This window comes from Adhaeretor mobilis (genome assembly GCF_007741515.1).
GTDB classification, from domain to species: domain Bacteria; phylum Planctomycetota; class Planctomycetia; order Pirellulales; family Lacipirellulaceae; genus Adhaeretor; species Adhaeretor mobilis.
Map to the genome: position 1 here is coordinate 2,612,847 of NZ_CP036263.1, position 21,762 is coordinate 2,634,608.

Genomic DNA, 21,762 nt, shown 5'->3' on the forward strand with positions numbered 1-21,762 from the left:
CATGTGTTTCTAGATGGCATTGCAGGAGGGGGGAGGGGGGATTGCCCCTCCTCTGTCCCGTAGTGAATTACAGGAACATGCGGGGATTGGCCAGGTGATGTTGGCCTGCTCCCCAAAACCTAGTCCATGTGTTATGAGAGTCTAACCCGCCAATTTTGGCCAGGAGACTCCAGATGTCCCAGAAACGCAAGAAGCGGCATTCGCCGGAGCAGATTGTCAAGAAGCTACGCGACGCCGACGTGATGCTCAACACGGGCAAAGACGTGGCAGCGGTGCTGCAAGCCTTGGAGATTAGCGAAGCGACCTACCACCGCTGGCGTGCGCAGTACGGCGGTATGAAGGCCGAAGAAGCGAAGCGACTGAAACAGCTTGAAGACGAGAACAAGCGTCTGAAAGAGATCGTGGCTGACCAGCAACTCGACATCAAGATGCTGAAGCACCTGACAGAGGGAAACTGGTAAGCCCTGCTCGGAAGCGTGCGGCCGCCTCAGAACTTCAAGAGAAGTTCGAGGTCTCCCAACGCAGGGCTTGTTCAACGGTCGATCAGCCGCGTAGCAGCCAGCGTTACGCGGCGAAGCCGCGTGATGATGAATCTCAACTCCTCAAACGAATGCTGGAGCTAGTCGGCCAGCATTGCCGTTACGGCTACCGCCGAATTACGGCGCTACTGCGAGCGGAAGGCTGGCAGGTGAATCGCAAACGTGTTTATCGCTTGTGGCGAAAGGAGGGCTTGAAAGTGCCTCAAAAAAAGCGAAAACGACGCCGTTTGGGCGTCAGTGAGAATGGCTGCTGCCATCGTCGTTCTGAGCATCAGGACGACGTGTGGGCTTGGGATTTCATTTTTGATCGGACGACCAACGGCAGCACGTTGAAGTGCCTGTCGATTGTCGATGAGTACACACGAGAATGCCTCGCTTTGAAGATTGACCGCAGTATCACTAGCGAGGATGTCCTCGACACGCTGGCCGAGCTGTTCGCGATACGTGGTGTGCCGAACCACATCCGTAGCGACAATGGTCCTGAGTTCATCGCGAAGTGAGTACAGGAGTGGCTTGCAAAGCTGGAGGTAGAGACACTGTATGTCGCGCCAGGTAGCCCCTGGCAGAATGGTTACGCGGAGAGCTTTCACAGTCGCGTGCGCGATGAGTTTTTCGCGATCGAAGAGCTAGAGAACCTAGCGTCGGCCAGGCAACTGGCTGCCGCTTGGAAAGAGAATTACAACCACCGTCGTCCGCACAGTTCGCTAGGGTACGTCGCCCCGGCGGAGTACGCGGCCCGCCCTGCTTCCGCTCCGGAGTTGGCTTCGGCTACGCCTCAGCCAACTCCTCCGCTCCAGCAGGGCGGAGAGACACCCCAACCCGTACTCTCATAACCTGTGGTACAGGTTTCGGGGGCAGGTCAGCGCCTCGAGACAAAGCGGCTCGGCGAACGTCTCTGCCGGTGGCAGTTGCCAGTTCACTCGGAAGAGCGACGGTAGTCGCACCATCGGCGACTTCGATAACCGGAGTGCAAGTTCACCTCCTGTCGCCCCTACTTTGCGGTCTAGGTCGCAAAAGTGCAGGAGTTTAGAGAGTACAGAGGAGGATCCTTCTAATTGTATCTCGCTTCTACGGGTTGGTGCCGCGAAAAAAGCTCTCGCGGTCTATTCACTACTCAAGTTCCTTTTCTCAATTACTCGGCAAGCAGGTGCAAGACGGCGAACCACTCTTTTGAGTCGGTCCACACTTTCTCAAGTCGCAGACCGGCGGATGCGGCCATCGTGGTGAAACGTTCGACCGTGTATTTGTGCGAGCTCTCTGTGTGGATGGTCTCGTCTTTGGCAAAGTCGAAACTCTCGTCGGCGATCGTCACTTGTTGTGATTGCAAGCTCCGTAGATGCATTTCGATGCGATGAAGTTTGTCGTTATAAAATGCAATGTGTGCGAACTGGTCGACTGAGAAATTCGCTTGCAGTTCACGATTGATGCGGTTTAGCAAATTTAGATTAAAAGCCGCGGTCACGTTTTGCGAATCGTAGTACGCCGGCTCTAGAACGCCGAGGTCTTTCTCCAGATCAATGCCGATGACCAAACCGCCACCCGTGCCGACCAACTCCGCTATGCGAGTGAGCAGTTGGGTTGCCTCTTTAGGGGGAAAGTTGCCAATCGTAGAGCCGGGAAAGAACACCGTTTGATGTTCGCTCGCAAGGGATTCGGGAATCTCTACGTCTGCCGTGAAATCGGCAACGACTGGTTCGATCGATAGTTCCGGCAACTGAGTACGCAACGCGGCCGCTGTTTCCAATAAGTGCAACCTTGAAATATCGACAGGTACGTAAGCCGCTAAATTGGGAGAGGCCTTCAGCAGCGGGACGGTCTTGGTGCTACTACCGCTGCCGAACTCAATGAGCGTGGCTCCCTCGCCAATGGCCGCTGAGATTTCAGCCGCGTACTTATTCAGGATGGAAGCCTCGGTGCGTGTCGGGTAGTACTCTGGCAGTTCGCAGATGCGATCAAATAGCTGCGAGCCCTTCTGGTCGTAAAAGTATTTGCAGGGTAGTGTCTTTGGAGTGCGTGACAATCCTTCCAAAACATCAACAAGAAACTCCTCATGCGTTGCCAAGGGATGGGAGAGGATCGCAGAATTAGAAGACACGATAAGCTTTCAAGTTGGGACGCCGAGAAGTCAGGCTGTAGATTTAATTTGAGAATGGGCGAGTGGGGGACTTAACAGGAGCCACCACTGAGGTTGGAAGCGGAATCGCCTCCTTCGATGACTACGCCTTTCCAGAAGGCAATCCGCCCGGCGATGTTGGCCGCCTCGTCCTTCGGTTGAGCGTAGTACCAAGCAGCCCCCTCGTTTGTTTGGCCGTCAACGACCACGTCGTAGTAGTTGGCCGTGCCTTTCCAGCCGCAGACGGTCGTTGTGTCGCTCGCTTGCAATTTTGTCTGATCGACCGATTCGAGCGGGAAGTAGTGATTCCCCTCGACAACTATCGAATCTTCACTCTCGGCTATGACCGATTTATTCCAGATTGCACGTACCATGGATTCTGCTTTCCTGTGGTATTTGTACTACAGAAGGCAACAAAGTGAACGGAGTTTCATCTGCGTGAAATCTAACCCAACGGGCTCTGTTTTCTCTGTTACCTCTTGTTCAAGATGTGAACTCTAACAAGACCGTGCTAAGCGTATTCCAGTAAACTGCCAGCGTTTGCTTGCGTGGAAGAAATTACGATAAGTCGGTCGGCGATGAGACGCTGGCGTGGCACAAGAACTACCACGTAGCACGTGCTGGTTGCACATGAACTTGCCGTTGTACTCCCCCAAAGCGCCCGCCGCCGCACGATAACCAGGGTAGGGCGTGTATTGCGAGCCGGTCCATTGCCAAACGTGACCCATCCATTGGCGATCTTCATCGTCGAGAGCGGCTTGAGGGTGCCATTGCGGTATAGCCGTCTCTTTCTCGAGTTCGATCTGTGCTGCGTGTTCCCACTCTGCCTCTGTGGGCAAACGGCAACCTTTCCAGCGCGCGTAGGCATCAGCTTCGTAGAGATTTACGTGGCAAACGGGGCTTGCTAGATCGATTGGCTGCCGTCCGTGCAGCGTGAAATGGTGCCAGGCATTTTCCGTTTCTTGCCAGTAAAGCGGCATCTCCCAATCATTTGCCTGCACCGCATCCCATCCCTCTGAGAGCCAAAACTCGGGACGTTCATATCCTCGGTCATTAATGAACTCCAAGTATTCTCCACAAGTGACCAATCGCGAGGCAATCTCGAACGGCTCGAGAAACACCCGGTGCCGGGGTAGTTCGTTGTCGAAACAAAAGCTACCGTCAGCGTCGTGACCGATCTCGACGACATTCTCGTCGAAAGGAATCCAGCGTGCTTCCACGGTCTTCATATTCTTGGTCGCCAGCGGATCGGTAACGAGTGCCGGTTTGAGCAGATTCCTAGAGAACGCATGCTTGATGTCCGTGAGCAACAGTTCTTGATGCTGCTGTTCGTGATGCAAACCTAGCTCGACAATGCTCAACCATTCCGTTGCAGGTTCACTCGTCAAGAATGCAGCCATCCGCTCGTCCGTTTCTCGACGGTAATTCCACACCTCATCCATCGATGGGCGAGAAAGCAAGCCCCGTTCGGCCCGCGGGTGTCGCTCGCCCACTGCGTTGTAATAGGAGTTGAACAGGAACGAGAAGTCTTTACTGACTGGCTGGTAGGCAGGATCGTTCTTAGCCAGGACAAACGTCTCGAAGAACCATGTCGTGTGGGCTAGATGCCACTTGGCCGGGCTCGCGTCAGGCATCGACTGCAGCAGGAAATCTTCCGTTTGGAGGCCCTCGACAAGCCGTTTCGACCAACCACGCACGTCAGCATAGCGTGTGACTAGGGAATCAGCCTGATCGGGCGTTTTCATGCCCGCGGGAGTAGAAGAGGTAGCAGCCATAGCGAGCATTGTAGGCATTTACTGCCTAGAAGTGAAATCAGCATGCTCAGAAGTGAAGTCGGTTGTGATTCTCACCGCTTGCGGCTTAGCCGCCGTCTTGTTTCAAGCGATTATTCTCAAAACACGTTCGCTAGCCAACTACGGGGCTGACGCAGGTCGAGAGATGCTATTCAAGACTACACCTAAAGGCGATTATCGGCTCTGTGAGATAATCTGCTTTTCTTGTGTAACGCTGAAGAGAGTAGCACGCTTAGCCCATTGAAGAGTCCTCTGGCAAGACCCATTTCATGGTTCGAGCACACCCCAAGACAAAGGGATTTAAAGATGGATGAGAGTAAATTGAACACTTTAATTGGCCGGTTTCTCAACGACTTAGGTGGCGCTTTCAGTGTGCCGTTAGTACAGATCGGCGAGAAGCTTGGAATCTACGAGGCGCTTGATCAGGCTGGACCCAGCACAGCGAGATCGCTAGCTAGCTCGACAGGGCTGGACGAACGCTATTTGCGGGAGTGGCTCTGTGCTCAAGTCACATCCAACTATATCTCCTACGATGCCGAGACTGAGGCTTTCTCGATGAGTCCAGAGCAAGCTTACATCCTAGCAGATAGAAACAGCCCGTTCTATCTAGCTCCGGCATTCGGTGCAGCGGCCGCCTTTCAAAGAAACGAGCCACAAGTACGTGAGGCGTTTAAGACCGGCAAGGGTGTGTCGTGGGGGGACCAGACCGAATGTCTCTCGTGTGCCGTCGCAAGATTCTTTCGCCCTGGTTACCAAAATCATTTGGTTCAGGCATGGTTGCCCTCAATCAAGGGGATGACTGAAAAGCTCGAGAACGGTGCTCGTGTTGCTGACGTTGGCTGTGGCCACGGCATAACAACAGCACTCATGGCACAAGCGTTCCCAAATTCAGAGTTCATCGGTTTGGACTTCCATGGAGGATCTGTTTGCGAAGCCCGTAAGCACGCAAAGACACACAACCTGGACAATTTGAAATTCGAAGTTTGCTTAGCGAAGGAGTTGCCCGGAACATATGATCTTGTGACCACCTTTGACTGCCTGCATGACATGGGCGATCCGATCGGCGGCATGAAGCACATTCGCCAGTCCCTAAACAAGGGCGGGGCCTGCATGATCGTAGAGCCCATGGCAGGGAACTCGCTTTCGGAAAATCTAAACCCCGTGAGTCGACTCTACTACAACGCATCAACAATGGTGTGCATTCCAACGTCCTTGGCTCAGGAGACTGGTGCTGCACTGGGTGCCCAGGCAGGTGAAGAGCGTCTCAGGGAGGTGGTCGTAGAAGGAGCAGGATTTACCAGTCTCAGCCGCATTGCAGAAACCCCATTTAACCTAGTGCTTGAAGCTCGCGTTTGAGAAGCCTTCGCTGGATTGACACCAAGGAGAATTTATTGAGCAAGGGTAAGGGCCCCGGCGAATGGCGACCGCCGGGGTATTTCCTCGGAACCTACTACCGTTGAATCCAGAGGTATGGACCATTCACACTGCCACGATAAGCAACTTTGTGGTCCAAGTCTCGGCTGATGGTACACTAGATATGGATCTGACCAGCCTGACCAACTACGCAGCTACCGTAGCGGCAGTACAAGTCACGCTCGTCTAGCATTTTCCCGCGACTACTTTGGCATACGATTGATTTCGCAACCAGCATTTGGTAAGTCCTCTAGAAAGCCTGACATGAAGATACTCCAAGTAGCCCGTGTTTTGTCCATAGTAGTTGCGTTCGCAATCACGACAGCCGCCAGTGCGCTGCCACCGTTGGGTCTCACACTGGTTGGCCCTGCTGGGCCTGACTACCAGCAAATCGATATCCTTGGTGACAGCGCCTACCTTGGTCGCCCAACCGGCATCACCGTGGTCGATACTTTCGGGAACGTCAGTGCCGTCGATCCGACACACTCGACACTGGGGACACCCTTTTTCTTGCGTCGCCCGATTCTGGCAGATGATGGAGATGTCTACTATGCCGCCAATTTTCGCGCCTTTTCAGATGCAGCGGCCCTGTATCGGATAGATCAGCCAGCCACGCCAGTCACGACGTGGTTGGGTGGTGCTGTCATTGGCGGGGTGTTGCCGTCGCTTGTTTCTCTGGGATACAATGGAAGTCATACAGTCCGCTATTTCCCCGACGGCAGCTCAGAGCCATTCCCCGTATATTTAGACGCTCTGGGCGAAAACCCTGGAATTGGTGAAGTAACTCCCAATGGTATTATGGCCGGAGGCGCTGACATAATAGGAAGTATAGGCACGGAATCCTACTTATGGGACGCTAGCGGTGACCTGATTGGTTTTCCTTTTGATAACCCCTTGTCGCTTAGAGATCGTGATGACGGCAATGGCTTTGCCACCGACTTGAATAACACCCCGGTGGTCTACACCAACAATGGGACTTGGTCGCGGTTTATTACGTCAATCGATTTCAACGAACCAGCAGTTTTTCAAACCAGTTGGGTAGTTACCGGCACAGACCTAGTCTTCGGCAACAGTTTTTTCAACCGACACGGAGTATCCTGGTCACCACTGCTCGAAGCAACTCCTGAAAACCCCTTGGTACTGCAGCCGCTGCTAGAGGTGTTCCCCGATTTGCCACCGATGGTCAACTCTCGATTAATCGACGCCGACACCATCGATGGTCGTTTCTATTTGCTCTTCGAGACCGACGGCCAAACCTACCTCTACGGCGGGATGGACCCCTCGGTGGTTCCAGAACCGACCACACTGGCCTTGGGCTTGCTTTCCCTAGCGATGGCCGTCTTTCAGAGCAGGCGACGGGCATAGCAAATTGGGCTCACGCTTGGCTCACCAAGAGGCAGCACTTTTCAAACGCTATTCACGAGTTGCTTCAGTTCGAACTGCGATTCCTGAACCATCGTGAATTGGTCAATTCTTAAGGACATAAACCTTCTGCCTACGAACGGTCCTGCTGACACTGCCTGATTCAAGCAACCAGCATACCAATCCAGTGGTAAGCAACGCATCTCTGAATCGCTTTAGTGGCAAAGTCCAGAAACGAAAAAAGCCCTGCAAAGCAGGGCTGAAATCGAATGAGCCGGGAGCGATTCGAACGCTCGACCTACGGATTAAAAGTCCGTTGCTCTAACCAACTGAGCTACCGGCCCTCATTTTTCCTAATCGTCACAATGCCCATGACAGGGGTTCACCAGAGTCATGACCGCTAACCTCAAGGGCAATCAACCAGCCCGTGAGGTTCGGTCAGAACGACAAAGTGACGAAGTGAAGCGAGGCATTCTACGCACTTTCCACCCAGAATGAAGGGCCTGAGAGCCGAATTCAAGAGAAACACAAAGGGGTAGTGGTCGGTCCCCTGATTCGACGCCCTGCGACAGTAACCGCCACTTGCAGAGATGCTACTTCTCGCGAACGAAGTGCCCGAAGCCGGTGCTGATTTCCCGCACCCGCGGGGTACCACGCCAGATGATCTCTGCTGGTTTTTCGTCAGTCTCATCGGCGTCGTGGATCACGACGGTCCCTTGCAGACTGTGCCAATTGCGTCCTTGGACCTCTTTCAGCATCTTCACAGGTACGGCGAATTCGAGATCGTAGCCGTCGTCGGTGAGCTTGGATTTCGCCTGCACGTTGCCATAGATGCGGTTGTTGCGAAAGCGACGCGCATCGATCTTTGTTTCGCCTGCCTCGTTGGGAGCGTACGCACTGATTGTGAGCCCGCTGCGAGCATATTGAGGCGTCGTCGTACGAACACTCAAAGGCCGCGGATCGATGAGCAGTTCCACGCGATCGGCGCTTGAGATGACACGATCGTCGACGACTCGAACCCCAATGTAAACCTGCTCACCTTCAGGCACATAGCGGGCAAAGAACTTTGCGGAACCATCCCCGGGACCTTGCCAGCTAAGAGCGTTGCCAATGATCAAAGGTTTCTCTGACGTAGCGTTGCTGCTCTCCGGCCAGTTCTGAATCTTGCCATCAATTTCAGGTAGCTTCGCGATCTTAGGGAATTCGAATCGGCGGTCGATCACCACGGGAATGATCCGTTCGCTTTTGAGTTTCCTGCTAGTTTTGGAGTCGCCCGCAGTGTGAATTTGGGCCACGAGTGACGTGCGAAAGAGGCTTTCGTATTCAATCGGATCTGAGAAAGCGACTCGCACCTTTAACTCGGATGTCTTGCCTGGTTGAGCCTCTAGATCGAAAGTTCCAGGATCGACGGTCAGTCCACGCAGGGGTAGGCCTTCGATAATTCCAGAGAGAGAAATCGGTTCGGTGAATCCATTGGTGAGACGGATCGCGACTTCGCCTGATGAGAACTGCTCGGTAGAGTCTTCGTCCAGCAGAATGGGAGCGACTTCAACCGATGTTTTTGAGAGGAACTTGTTGAACCTCTTCGAGCCCTGCTCCGTGACCACATTTGCAGGCAAAATTCCGTCGAGGCGTAGGTTTACCAACTGCGGCCCGCTCTTTTCCATGGTCAGCCACATGACGTGATCGAACTCGCCGGCTTGGTTGCCGCGTAGTTGCGATCCACCGCCGGTTGTGGCGAGCGCGTAGTACTCCTGTTCGTTCCGTTGATACTGTACGTAATGATGCACGTGACCAGCAAAGACGGTGTGTGGCCTATCTACCAATAGCTGCTCAGCCTTTTTCCAGTTCGTGCGGTCCGGCTTACCGGCAGCCAGGTCGCGTTCCGCGTAAGTCCATAGCGGCTTGTGAATGAAAACCAGCGTCCAACGAGCGTCCCCGTGCGCTTCCAAGTCCTTGCTGAGCCAGGCGATTTGCTCCTCGCTCATACGGTCCACTGGTTCCTCGCTGCACAGACAAACGAAGTGAACCTGCTTATAGTCGAACGAATAGTAAGTCGGCCCAAAGTGCTCTCGCCACTTCTTATGCAGCACTTCGTTGGTTACATCATGGTTGCCCGCCACGAAGAAGAACTTCATGTCGAGTTGATCGATGAAACCGAGGAATTCTTTCCATTCCTGATCAGCCCGTCTGTGAACTTTGTGATACCCCTCGATAAGATCGCCCACGGACATGACGAACTCAGGTCGCAGTTGGTTGAGCTTGCGAACTGCATCCATCCAAACTCCCGGTCGGTGTCCTCCTGTGCGGTCGGTCATGATGGCGATCTGAAACCGCAGGGGGTCGTTCAGTACCGGCTTGTCCGACCAAGGCTGAGGCCCTTCTATGTTGGGGAGAAGGATGCCGGTAGGTACCTTCGCACCGTCGATTGATTCAACTAGCGATCCCTCCTCGGGATGGCAGTGAGCCTGTTGGCATACTGCCAGGAAGCAAACGCTAGCAAGTAGGGGCGGCGAGAAAATCTTGAGAAATGCAAAGCACATGGAAAATGGCCGTCTGGGAAACTTCGTGGGATTAGTATCCCGCGAGTTTAACAGGCGAGCCGTGCTTGTGTAAGCAAGCAGTGCATGAGGGTCGCAATTGCGAGTTTCGGTCTACGAATCATGCTGACTGCAAACGAGATTCGCGGAACGAAGGCTCGAGAATCAGCTCTATGGCTCCGGAACGTCAACCGGATCGTTGACCACAGTACCCGAGGTGGATACGGTGCCCGTGTTGCGTGTTGTGACATCGGCAAGGCTTTCGACCTCGAACGAGCCGTTGACTTGATTCAGTTCGTAGCCATCGTTGCCGGCGTTTGCTGGTGTGGAGGTATTCGCGTCGAGGTCGAGATGCAGGTTGGCTCCCGCGTTGTCAACTTGCACTCGTACCGGAACGCCGGTTGCTAGATCGGCATTGGCAAAGTTGTTGTTTCGGATCGTCACATTGACTACGCCCTGACCTTCGGCCCGAATGTCCGCAGCGAAGGCTGTCGGGTCGTCATTATTGAAGGTATTCCCTTCGATGAGTGTGGTGAGAGTCTGCGGGCTTGCTCCGGTGGTCGTGAGTAGGAAGGCTTCTTGCCCATTGGAATTGGCTGCGATGTTATCGGTCACCGTGACAGCTGAAGTGCCGTCGCCGTTGAAATTCAGCGCCATCGCTGCTTGGGCGGTGTCGTCGATGTTGTTGCCATCGAGAATCAACGTGACTTGATCTCCCGCGGTCGTATTGAAGTCGATGCCGGAGCCGGTGATGCCAGTAATCCTGTTATTGGATACTGCGGCTGTAAAATCGGCGGGGCTGATTCCGCCCGTATGGTTGAGGTCAATACCATCACCCACGCCGTTTTCAATCCGCACTGCGTTAATCACGACATTCTCTACGTCGGTAATCGTGAAGGCTGTGCCAGTAATGTTCTGTATCAGGCCACCATCGCCAGCGGTCGTTCCGCCGGCACCTAGGTTGACTACGCCACCCGTCACGTTCGTTAGCACAACGGCTTGGGCGGCTCCGTCGGCATTGATGGTTCCCAGATTTATTCCGGTAGCGGCCACGACTGAATCAGTGATCCTCACGGCTGTACCCGTGGTGGTAGTGATCGTGTTGCCTATGCCTGTGGCTGAGACGCTGCCGGAAGTATTGTTTTGGACGGTGAATGCATCATTTGCACCAGTTTCCAAACTAAGCGTTGCAGGCAAACTGACGTTGGTGTTGGTATTATTTTGCACAAGGACACCTGTAGCACCGTCCGTGGTAGTAATCGTTCCGTCGATGACCACGTCGGCGTTGGTGTTCGACTCAACTACGACAGCACGACCCGCATTGTTGGTTATCGCCGCGTTATTGAAAGTCACAACAGCAGACCTCGCAGGATCAACGGCTGTGTTACCGCTTATGACAACCGCGTCTCCGGTGGGGTTGGTAATCGTCGCATCGGTGAATACAAAGGTTCCCGAGGAAACATTGACGATATCAATGCCGGCATCTCCGCCGTTGAGCGTGCCTGTGTCATTGAATACGTACGCCCCGTTGGCATCGTTAAACTGCAGGCCATCGCCATTGGTGACATCGAACACACCAGCATCGGTGGTCGCTTCGTTGAAGTTGAGCGTGCCTGTATGATTGCCGGAAACGGCTAGCGCCGTGGCGGCATTGCTCTGATTTACTATGCCGGTGTAGCTCAACGAGCCCTCGCCACCGTCGATGTTGATCGCCGTACCGGTGGGGTCGGTGATCGTCGCATTACTGACCGTTAGGGTGCCGTCGGTGCCATTGAGGAAGTCGATTCCTGCATCGCCGCCAGTAAGTTCAACAGCCCCGCTAAGGTTATAGATGCCGTCCGCATTGTCGAACTGCAGTCCAGTACCGTTTTGTGCATCAACAATCAGATCGCCGGCTGCTGCGTCGAAAGGAAGCTGCATATTTACGGTACCGGTGTGCTCGCCATCAACGAAAATGGCAGCTGTGTCCGTCGCGGCTGCTCCTTGCACGATTTGGCCAGCAATATTAACTGTGGAATCGCCGCCGCTTACTTTCAAGCCTGCTTCGCCCGCGGCATCACCAGCATCGGTGATGGTTACGTCAATCAGGGTATGTGTCGCATTCGATCCGACAACTTCCACACCGTGACTACCCGTGTCGGAGATCGCCACGTTCCCAACGTTGAGCGTTCCTGTTCCCGTTGCTGTGGAGCGAATGCCCACGTCGCCACCGGTGATGTCAAAGTTATTGACCTCGATACTTGTGGCATCAGCCAAAGCAGCGGTCCCAATTTGCACGCCGGCGATGGTCGCTCCATCGATGACAGGAACGGAACCCGAGCGGGCACCTACAGCCGTCTCGGGTAGCTCAACCGTATCGAAATCCAGCGACTGGATCGTATGGACGACGTCGCCCCCTTCACCCAGGAAGCGTTGCTCCGTTTGCAACACGGCTGACTCGCCATTAAAGGTGCTGCCCGAGTGGACGAGTACGATGTCGTTCTCGTTGGAATTGGCGAACACATCGTCGAGGCTGGTGAGTGGATTCTCGAAGGTACCATCTCCAGGGGCGGTGGCTGTGCTATCGACGTGAACCACACGAGCTATGTCACCATCCTCGTCAGTAAGAGTAGAGGTGTTTGTTAGGAAGGTTCGTTGTTGTGTGGCGACGTACATCGGACGATAGACTGGCTCGCGCATGCGGTCGTTGATGTTGTGCACGCACTGTGTTGGTCGCGAACTGACGCGGCCTGGTGTCCACACGACTTGGAAGGTAGCCAGTGTTCCAAATTCGTCGTCATCGCTCACGCCGAAGTCGAGCAGCAGATCATCGTAGGCGTAGCCGCGGGCACCCAGTTTGTAGCCGCCGGTGCTCACGTTGTTTCCGTCGAGTGCGTAACCCCCGCCATAGCCCCAAAGGTTCATGTCGGGCACGCGCAGAGCGATTTCGCCGGTTACGTTGGAGAGAGAAACGTCGCCGCGAGTTCGCTCTAGCCTCTGAATGTTGTTGCCGGTGTAAAAGAACTCTCCGACATCAGCCGGGCCACTTACCTTCATGCTCTCGCCAGGGAGGTTCGCGTTGAATCGAAGGTCAACTAGGTCGCCGAGCGATTCTAGGCTGACGCCACCCTGGTTGAAAAAGTTATCGAGCACCGTTTGTTGGCCGTCGTACCAGCCGCTCACGCCGAAGATGCGGGTCGCGTTGGAAAACGGATCTGCGTATCGCCAGCGGTAACCGCCGCCAAGATTTAGGCTAAACTCGCCGCCATTGGATTCACGGAACTGCCCATCGAAGAAGTAGACGCCCAATTCGTTGGGAACGGCATAGCGTCCACCGATGGCGGTTTCGCCATCTTCCTGTCCGTAGGCACGTGTACTGTGCCAGATGCGCAATGGGGTCGTTCCCAGGTTGATTCTTCCTGCCCGACTCGTCGAGTAGGGAACGCCAGACTGAACGTCGCCCCCTTGGCCGCTGGCGTCTTGAACGAAAAATGCTCCGACGCCTACCGCTAGCAGTACGGCAAGGCTCGGTCCACAGAGCGCTCTGCCAATCGCTGTCAGTGTTTGAAATCGATGGGTCGACACTTGGTAGCTCGCTCGTAGGTCGTTGGCCGGTAAGGAGACAGTCGTGCCCTTGTAGGGATCAATAGCTGTCAATTCAGCGGCTGAAAATTCTGCGCAATGGGCAAGGTTTAACAGGCTCCAGCTATCGGTATCGGTAGCTCGATGGCCCTGCCTTGAGAATTCTGCCCGTAAAATCGCTAAAAGCTGCCCAGTTTAACATGCCCTCTCGACTGCACGGCCAATCGACCTTTCGTGCCGCGGACACGGCCCATACACTCCGCTCAGACTGGAGCAAGACTCGATTCCTGTCATTTCGACCGAGCAACTGCGATCGAGAAATCCAGTTTCAATCTGAGTTGAAACCCATGCAGTAGACCACCAAGAGACTATCCACCCATGCCAAGAAGAACCACTGATTTCGACACAGCTCTAGCACTGCTGCTGGGCATTGGGCTCGCAATCACTACCGGCTGTGGTCAGCAGGCAGCCGAAGAGCCGGTCGCTGCGAGCAGCTCTCTCCAGGTTGGCAACGTAGCCGTCATCGACCTGGATCGCGTGGCACAGCTCTTGGGGCAAGATAAGCGAATCACACAGACGTTAACCGCCCAGCAGACGAAGCTGCAAAAGCAACTAAGCGAGCTCGCCTCAACGTATCGCCGGCAGATTACACAACAGCAACAGGTCCAACGCCAACAGGCGACGAGCGCTGAGAACCCCAAGCAGGGAACAATCTCACAAGGGGCAGCCGAACAGGGGGCAATTCAGTTGGCCAGCTTTCAGCAACAAGCAAACGCTCAGCTCAACAAAGCTCGCCAGCAGGTGACTCGTGATTTAGCCACCCAGCGGAGCCAGCTGATCACGGAGTTTCGCAATCAGATCAAGCCTTACGCCAGAGAGGCGGCACGCGAACGTGGGCTCTCGGTAATCCTCACCCACAACGATAGCGTGATCTACGACTATGTCGCTTCGGTCGACATCACTCAGGATGTGGTCGATATGATCCTCCGCCAACAGCAAACTGCTCGGGCAGCGACACCCGCATCGACTCAGCAGGCCACAGTACAGCAGACCACTTACCAACAGACCACGATTCGGTAAACCCAACTCAGTGGTACGCCCGACGCCTGCGCACCCCTGCCAAGCCAGCGCCTGCTAGTAGAGCGAGGCAAAAGGCGGTCGGTTCAGGGATACCCGAGACAGCTGCCGAGCTGCTTGAGGAAGAACTTAATGCCGAAGCGGCGGCGCTGCTCGAAGCCAAGTTCTCAATACCCAACGCTCGTTGGATTGGCCCAACAAACGAGAAGTCTTCGTCTGCTTCCACGATTGTGACGTCTTGGACAACGACGAAGCGAGTTTCATCAACAACGGGGACGTCGATGAATGCAAGGTTTCCAGGACTACCAAGTGCAGTGCTCAAATCAATTTGCTCCAGGTCTGTGATGGCGTCGAGCGAATCGATAGATTGGATTTCAGCAAATGGCAGGAATTCAATAAAGTTTTCTTCGTTGACGAAAAATCTATCCAGAGAATCAGAGTTGTCACTCAAGTTGATAAAGAAACTGCTGGTGCCACTGTTGGTTGAGTTACTCAAGGCGAGGCTAATGGTGCCGATGGTATTGCTAAGTTCTGACGTATCAAAGTCGACAGTACCGTTGTTGTCGGAATCTACGACTACTTGGGGGCCACTCTCAATTGACTGAAAGGGCCGAGACGTTGTATCGGAACTCCCCGGAAATGCTGAGAACCCGCCCATCTGAATCACAAAGTCCTCGGGAGCGCGGTTGATGGCCGAGTAATGGTAACGCCCCAGGCCTACGTAGCCCAGGAAGTTATCAACATGACCCTGCAAGTTAGGGTTGTCCGTCGGGTTCAGTACGATGTTGAAGCTGCCGACGTTGGTATCAAACCGCAACGTCTGCGCAGTGGCAGGAGCAGTGATAAGAGCAAAGGCGAGGGCAAGCAGAGTCGTTTTACGCATCGAGTAATTTTCCTAAACCAATAGCTAGACGAGTTGATCGATCATCAAGGGGACCGTTTCTCCATGATAATTGGAGACCGCCAGATCCGCACGCAAACGGCAGGTTAATTGGCCCCTCAGGCAGGAAATCGCAATGGGGAGGTCCGCTAGCGAGCATTGTAACGACCCGCAACGCGAAGAATCCGCGCCATCGTTACCAGCGGACTGTTGAGAGTGGACGGACCGGGCGGGCACCCACAGTGCAGGGATCTGGAGCAGCATCCTAAGAGAAAAACGCCGAGCCCAGAGAATCAACTAGTACATTTGATTCGGAGAGTAGATAGACAGCTCCCAATCGAACGGGTGCAAGGGTGCGCAAAGCGTTTAGCGCAAGCGGCAGTCAGATTTGATCGCTCGGCAGCGGCGAGACTAGTTCCCCTCCGAGGGTAGCTCGACGCTTGCGAACATGGTTTGCGCCAAGCACTCCGCAGATCAGGCCGCCAAAGAGGAATGCGGAAGGTTCGGGGACAGCGGTGATGTAACTCTCCGGTGACCCAGCAAATGTGAAATCCTCTTGCCCAATATTTGTAGCCCCAAATCCACTCCCATACCCTTCGTTGGAAGCAAAGCCAAGACTGTTCGATTCACCAAAGGGGTTAAGATACGTACCTACGAAGTCAATCTGTGCCCCACTGCTAGGAGTCAAACCAAGGTCGGCGACGTTGAAAGAGAAGGTAAACGACGCATCAGTCGGTGTGGTGGGGTTACCTACACCAGCAATAAATCCGAGGCCATTATTGCCAACGCTGCCAGTTGGAGAAATGGACCACAAGCCTCCAAAGCTCGCATTAATTGCAATGGCATGGGTTGCCTCGAAACTTAGTGGGAACGTCAATGTTTTCCCAGTACTTGACTCCATGTACGTAATAGAGGAGCGATTGGCATCTGCTCGATCATTTACTTGGGTTCCTATTGTGTTGCGCCCCGAAGCCCCGGTATCCAAATACAGCACAAAATTGTCGCTGAAATTGCCAGCACCCTTTGTGAAATCGACCGTAATTGTCGTTCCGTCGTCGGTCCAATTCATCGTTGAACCGCCGACCGCACCGCCGAATCCGCTGGTCCCCGACCCAGTGTACAAGACTGCCTTCGCGTAGTTGGAAGACCAGATACAGAAAACAACAGCAAGAATGCATTTGCTAGTCAATGAAGTACGAATAGATAGCATTGCTCACCTCAACCCAATCTCAAAAAAGTTCAATGACTGAAAGAGATCTTCAATAGCACCCCGATTGCTGACCTGACGGTGCGGTTGTAGATGCCCTACTTACCCATAGTTAGGCGCAAGCAACTAGATATTGGTATCCAAAAACGCGTAGAAACTTACATTCTTCCCGTGAATCTGGCTGGCACTTAGGGCGCACTTGACGTAAGTGCCACGAATTCAATGGCTTATGTCTGCAGGGGACCGTTCAGCGGCTGACTGAGATATCACATCAATATTACGTCTCGCAGGCCCCGGCGGATTTCCGCAAGTCGCTAGTTTTGGGGAAACGTGGGCCCGAGGACACGTGCCGACGGAGGAGCAATGGCCGTCGCACGTTCTAGGCGGCACCACTTGCGAGCGGCCCAAGGGCCATTCTTGACGGGCTTGGAATCGTCCTAGCCGAAGCAGAAATGCCGGGAGGGTCACCTAGAAGGTACGCGCGAGAGCCGTGCTATCACTGCGGTCGTGCCATTTCGGTCGGCGTTACGCTCCGCCTAACCTGACAGGTTCAAACAACCGATAACCTTTCGCATGGGGGGAATAATCTGCAATAACTGTCTTAGGCTATGCCTTGGGTGGAGCGTCGCATGGTGCGTCGTCACGTCCTTGGGCTGCCGCGCGCCCTCAACGATCGCATTCTCTGAACCGGGAATTCGTAGTTCTCAACAAGTGCTACCTAGCTTGCCGCAGGTTGAACTTTGCAGCTATGTGTCAGAGGGGCACTCTCGAGCCTCTGCGAATGAGTCGTCACCCTTCAAGGGACCTGCGCTGGCCAATGGCGATACTCTCTCAATCGACGAAGCTTTGCGATTTGCATTGGAATACTCCGACATCGCCCGTTCGTTAGATGGAGATGAGGTGGTCCTCGAACAGGCCACCGGCTACGACGCTCCCATTTCCAGCGAAACTGTCCGGCAAGCTCTGGCGGCTTTCGACACCAGCCTTGATACGAGTTTTTCGTGGAATCGCTTTGAAGGTCCCCCGAATTCGTTTTTTGGTCCGGGGATCGACCGCGAAGATCGGCGCGATGAAGCAACCTTTGCCACGGGGCTCTCTAAACTCTGGCAGCGCGGCACCCAGACACGCGTTGGGTACAACCCATCACCCGGGTATCTCTTCTTTCCTGGCGGCTCAACGGGGTTCAATCCAACGCATGTTTCAGCCTTTGAAGTTGAGGTTCGCCAGCCTTTGCTCCAAGGGGGAGGGTTGGAAGTCAATCGAGCTCCGATACTCGTTGCGCAGCTTCAAACAGACCAATCTGCGTGGGAGTTTAAGGAAGCACTCCTGGAGATGGTGCAGAGTGTGGAGAAAGCTTACTGGGAATTGTATGCTGCCCGTGTGGCTCGGAGAGTCTTGGAAGAGCAGTCGCCGATGATCGAAGAAGTCGTGCGTGTCGAAGAAGCCAACATGGCAGCTGATCGCTCGGTGAAGGCGGACGTGGCCAAGGCTCGCACACAACTCTATCGACTCCGGCAACGCAAGGTCGGGGCGGATCGAGTCATTCGAGAAAAAGAGATCCAGCTTGGGAGCCTGATCGGGCTCAGCGCTCATCGACGCGTGTCGCTCGAACTAACTACGCAGCCACCGACCGCGCCCATGCTCTTTGATAAATACGCATCGATCGAGCGCGCGATCAATAATCAACCGCTCTTAGTTCAGCGGAGAATTCGGACGCGAATCCGCGAACTAGAGATTAGAGTTGCGAGCAATCAGTACTTACCTAAACTCGATCTGCAAGCACTCTATCGAGCCAACGGTCTGGAAGACGACCTGGGCAACGCCTTAGAAATGATGGTGGAGCAAGATTTTTACGACTGGCAATTTGGGGCGGCCTTCTCTGTGCCGCTGGGACGAAATGGCCCGCGCGCTAGGCTGCGCGAAGCAGAATTGCAGCTTGCGAGAGAGCAGGCCCAACTTCGCGAACAAGTTCGCCTCACGGTTTTTGAGATCACCGAGATCCATACTCGCATCGAAGCTCTGTATGCTGAGTACCGCGTCGCCAAGGAGCGTGAGAATCAAGCGAAGCAATGGCTGGAGGGGGCTCAGATTCGTTACAAGAACCCTCCTCCCGCAGGTAGAACCGTGAACTGGATGGTAATCGCCTTGAACGACTTGCTGCTAGCGCTACAGGGATCTTCCGATGCTGCTGAAGAGGCGGCCGTGTTGCTAGCCGAATACAATACGGAACTCGCACGCCTCCAGCAGGTTGAAGGCAACCTGCTGGGCAAGTACAACGTGTGCCTGCTGGACGAGCCGCTAACTAACCAAGTCAAAGAGCAGTTGCCTGCAATAGCCATCCCCAAGCAGCAGCCGGCGGAAGAGCTGCCCAAGAACGAGAAGGTCGATAACGGAGGTTCGGGCAGAAACGCATTCATGGCCGTGTCGCCAGAAGTTGCGCTAGATGCCAGACTTGGGCCTTGGTGGCTTCCTGCCCAAGTTGAGCCGATCCTGGAACCAGCGCCGGCCGAGCTAGAGCTCTTGCCTCAGCTCAAGCCGCCGCAAGCCAATGCTAGAATCAAGGGCGTCAGTCCCGTCAAGAATGGCGAGCAAGTTGGCTGGACCGTACTTCCGCCACTGGTGAGCGCTTCGCCGGTTGTACCCACACCGAAAGTTCCTAAGGCCGGTGTGGTCGACAATCCGTACGTTACTTCCAGCATCAGCACAGCAGTACTTCCAAGTCAGGGCGGGGAAGCGAGCTCCCCAGAACCGCCGCGGCATTAAGCGTTCGCATTAATTTACCACCACCAAAACTCAGTTCTTAGATAGCGCCTTGCACGATCAAGTGTAATTCCGCCTACCGATCTTTCTTTGCCATAGATGCGCGCGTAGCCGGTCATCCCCGACAATAGTTGCGCATCCTCCTGATTGAGTTTGCAGTACACGACAACTTTGCCTGGTACGACTGCATTGGGCACGGTAGGTGCGCCGGACGCCGTGGGAGCGGTTGATAATTTTGCGGCAGGAGCGGTTCGCAGCACTTCCGTTTTGAAAGTTCGCATGGGCATGCTGCGTGCGCGTAGCTCGACGAGTTGCCCTGGCTCTACTTTCAAGACATCCGACTCAGAAATGGCGATCTCTGTCGCCAGATCAGTAAGATCCTCGACGACACACACAACGGTTCCGGTAGGAACGTGCTTACCGTTGAGCTCGTGCATGTGTGGTGTGGTCACAATGCCGTCGACAGGGCTCCGCAGCACGACCCGGCTTTTCAAATGCTGGAGATACTTTAGTTCCTCATTCAATCTTGCCAGACGGGCACTCTCTGCTTCCGCCTCTTCGGGGCGACCTCCCGCTTCTAGCAAGGTCAGCTTCGATCGCTCGTCAGCAAGCTCTTTTTCACGCCGGGCTAGTTCCGATTCAGCCTCTATCGTACCTTTTGCTTCGCGCGAGCGCAGCTTTGCTTGAGCGAAATCGTGTTTCAATGTCGAGATCCTCAATTTTGTCTTTTCGCTGAGTAGCTGTTCTCCCGAGAGAGCCTCCTGCATGTGGAGCTTTTCTGAATGGGAGAGTGATAGCTCGCCAAACTCCACCTCTGCTTCATGCTGAAGGATCTCGTGTTCGATCTGTATGATCTCTTCTTCATACGCCCTTTGCGCGCTATTGAGATCTTGGTTTCCTAGCTTCACCCAATTCACGACGCGTTCTACACGCGACCTCTGCTCAGCGACTTCTTCTGGGCGGGGCCCGACTTGAAGGCGGCGTAGGTTGGCCTTCGACTCACGAATCTCTGCATGCTTCTTCGTGAGGTTCATTTCGAGATCGGGGATTTCAATGTGTGCGATGACGGCACCCGCTTCCACGCGGCTACCTTCAGAGACAACGATGTTTTTCAAGAACCCCGCTTCCAGGGCATTAATCTCAATTCGCGTTGAGGGCCTAACTGCAAAATTCCCGGATACTCGATCTTGCAGTGGAACTAAGCAGGTAACGGCTGGAATTCCTAAGATCGCGAGCAACCAGACCAGGGCTCTTCCTCTTCGTTTCTTCAACATCTTAGTGAACTCCCCTGCGGAAAAACCGCGCAATAGATTCTTACCAATGACCAATGGCATCAACACAGCAAAAACAATCCCTACCAAACCCAATCCCGCGCTCCCTAGGCTTTGCAGCTGTAGCAACCCGTACACCATGCCCCACAGGATCGTGGCGATAAACAACCAACTTGCCATTCCGTAGTAGAACAAGAATCGTCCCTGCGTCTCCGGCTTCGGGCGTCGTGCGCCCCACAGCAGGTAGCGAACCGTTTGCACAAACCTCTTGCGACCACGGTCGAACAAATTGGGCAAGCGAGTCGCGTCGCTGAGCAGGTAGTACCCATCTAGCTTAATCAACGGATTGAAGTTTAAGAAACAACGTCCTCCACAAATCGTCGCTGCCATCCACGCAAAGTAGTTGAGAGAACTCTCTGGAGCGGAAACACGCCACAACAGGGTGGCTAGAGCCCAAATGACTAGGTCGCAGTACGCGCCCGCTGCCCCTACCCAAAGTCGCTTTCGTCGCTCGCGAAATAGCCAAGCGTCAGACACGTTGCAGTAGAAACAGGGCATAAAAAAGAGTGCCAAGAACCCAATCTCATGGACTTCACCGCCGTAGTGTTTACACGTAAGCCCATGGGCGAACTCGTGGATTAACGTGACCAGGAAAATGAGACCCCACACCAGCGCGATCGTCTTCCAAGTAATTGCCTCCGGAAATGCACTGATCCAATGGGCGCGATTCGCATAGGCGACTGCGGTAGCAAAGACAATAAGCCCTAGTGTCAGGACCACAAAACTGCGAGTCCAGATAAAACGCAGCTTCGGCTCTAGCCAATTTAAGATCTGGTCGGGATCTAAGAAAGGGATTCGCCAGTTCAGCCAGGTTTGTTTTTTAGCCGAATGTTTGCGCTTGTTGGGCTTCGAGCTCGGTTTGCCATTTGGCTTGAGCTCCGGCGACAAGTCGGGGCCGTCTAGCAAGCCGCGCCGCGAAGCAAGATCGACAAAGTCTTGCAAATCTTTTTCGGATAGAGGGGCTTCAAACCGTGCCTCGAATGAGGAGCGGATCTTGATGTGGTCGCTGTGACCGTCTAGTTGCGAGAAGAGATAGTGTTCTTCTTCACCAACGTGAAAGAACTTTCCCGAATCCAAGTCTTTGACGACATAGGTACCCGGCATTGAGTCTTCACGGATGATCAGCCCAGGGCTTAAGCGAGGAAGATCTGGCGGTAGCTCGATTGTCGGCGACGACATGGCGACA

13 protein-coding genes, 1 tRNA gene and 1 pseudogene are annotated in these 21,762 nt (G+C 54.4%); 6 read left to right on the forward strand and 9 right to left on the reverse strand.

All coding sequences use genetic code 11. From position 1 onward, the window contains the following. The first annotated feature begins 173 nt into the window (after positions 1-173). Positions 174-1,372 (forward strand): annotated as a pseudogene (locus tag HG15A2_RS10280) (IS3 family transposase). Positions 1,373-1,671: 299 nt separating this feature from the next. On the opposite strand, the gene egtD reads toward HG15A2_RS10280, so the two are convergent. The 3 genes from egtD to egtB form a co-directional block, all read right to left on the reverse strand. Next, a complete protein-coding gene (gene egtD / locus HG15A2_RS10285) occupies positions 1,672-2,634 on the reverse strand; it encodes an L-histidine N(alpha)-methyltransferase (RefSeq protein WP_246117931.1) in 963 nt (320 codons plus the stop codon). A 71-nt stretch (positions 2,635-2,705) separates the two neighbouring features. Continuing rightward, on the reverse strand, positions 2,706-3,026 hold the full coding sequence (locus tag HG15A2_RS10290) for a DUF427 domain-containing protein (RefSeq protein ID WP_145060144.1): 321 nt from the start codon (positions 3,024-3,026) through the stop codon (positions 2,706-2,708). 123 nt (positions 3,027-3,149) lie between these two features. Continuing rightward, positions 3,150-4,427: an ergothioneine biosynthesis protein EgtB gene (gene egtB / locus HG15A2_RS10295; RefSeq protein ID WP_246117932.1), complete on the reverse strand. Its 1,278-nt coding sequence runs from the start codon at positions 4,425-4,427 to the stop codon at positions 3,150-3,152. Between the two features lie 324 nt (positions 4,428-4,751). Between egtB and HG15A2_RS10300 the strand changes: the two genes are divergently transcribed. The 3 genes from HG15A2_RS10300 (at position 4,752) to HG15A2_RS10310 (ending at position 7,223) form a co-directional block, all read left to right on the forward strand. Continuing rightward, positions 4,752-5,801, forward strand: coding sequence for a class I SAM-dependent methyltransferase (locus tag HG15A2_RS10300; protein WP_145060146.1), 1,050 nt, complete (start codon positions 4,752-4,754; stop codon positions 5,799-5,801). Between the two features lie 61 nt (positions 5,802-5,862). Then, positions 5,863-6,048, forward strand: a complete 186-nt coding sequence (locus HG15A2_RS10305; RefSeq protein WP_145060147.1) for a hypothetical protein — start codon at positions 5,863-5,865, stop codon at positions 6,046-6,048. A gap of 74 nt (positions 6,049-6,122) precedes the next feature. Beyond that, entirely contained in the window at positions 6,123-7,223 is a 1,101-nt protein-coding gene (locus tag HG15A2_RS10310) for a PEP-CTERM sorting domain-containing protein (protein WP_145060148.1), read from the forward strand. A gap of 267 nt (positions 7,224-7,490) precedes the next feature. On the opposite strand, the gene HG15A2_RS10315 is transcribed toward HG15A2_RS10310, so the two are convergent. From HG15A2_RS10315 to HG15A2_RS10325, 3 genes are all read right to left on the reverse strand, one after another. Next, a tRNA-Lys gene (locus tag HG15A2_RS10315) sits at positions 7,491-7,564 on the reverse strand. Between the two features lie 249 nt (positions 7,565-7,813). Then, complete coding sequence (locus HG15A2_RS10320) at positions 7,814-9,763, reverse strand: metallophosphoesterase (protein WP_145060150.1); 1,950 nt, start codon at positions 9,761-9,763, stop codon at positions 7,814-7,816. 168 nt (positions 9,764-9,931) lie between these two features. Then, positions 9,932-13,396: a beta strand repeat-containing protein gene (locus tag HG15A2_RS10325; RefSeq protein WP_145060151.1), complete on the reverse strand. Its 3,465-nt coding sequence runs from the start codon at positions 13,394-13,396 to the stop codon at positions 9,932-9,934. 303 nt (positions 13,397-13,699) lie between these two features. On the opposite strand from HG15A2_RS10325, the gene HG15A2_RS10330 reads away from it, so the two are divergent. After that, positions 13,700-14,401, forward strand: coding sequence for an OmpH family outer membrane protein (locus HG15A2_RS10330; protein WP_145060152.1), 702 nt, complete (start codon positions 13,700-13,702; stop codon positions 14,399-14,401). Positions 14,402-14,408: 7 nt separating this feature from the next. Here HG15A2_RS10330 and HG15A2_RS10335 read toward each other — a convergent pair whose 3' ends face one another. Together HG15A2_RS10335 and HG15A2_RS10340 are read right to left on the reverse strand one after the other, a co-directional pair. Continuing rightward, on the reverse strand, positions 14,409-15,281 hold the full coding sequence (locus HG15A2_RS10335) for a peptidylprolyl isomerase (protein WP_145060153.1): 873 nt from the start codon (positions 15,279-15,281) through the stop codon (positions 14,409-14,411). 379 nt (positions 15,282-15,660) lie between these two features. Next, positions 15,661-16,488 carry a hypothetical protein gene (locus tag HG15A2_RS10340; protein WP_145060155.1) on the reverse strand — a complete coding sequence of 276 codons (828 nt, stop codon included), beginning with the start codon at positions 16,486-16,488 and terminating at the stop codon, positions 15,661-15,663. A 708-nt stretch (positions 16,489-17,196) separates the two neighbouring features. On the opposite strand from HG15A2_RS10340, the gene HG15A2_RS10345 reads away from it, so the two are divergent. Beyond that, the gene (locus HG15A2_RS10345; protein WP_218932471.1) at positions 17,197-19,248 is read left to right on the forward strand and encodes a TolC family protein; all 2,052 of its coding nucleotides are present in this window, start codon (positions 17,197-17,199) and stop codon (positions 19,246-19,248) included. Between the two features lie 14 nt (positions 19,249-19,262). Here HG15A2_RS10345 and HG15A2_RS10350 read toward each other — a convergent pair whose 3' ends face one another. Continuing rightward, positions 19,263-21,755 carry an efflux RND transporter periplasmic adaptor subunit gene (locus tag HG15A2_RS10350; RefSeq protein WP_145060158.1) on the reverse strand — a complete coding sequence of 831 codons (2,493 nt, stop codon included), beginning with the start codon at positions 21,753-21,755 and terminating at the stop codon, positions 19,263-19,265. Positions 21,756-21,762 lie beyond the last annotated feature (7 nt).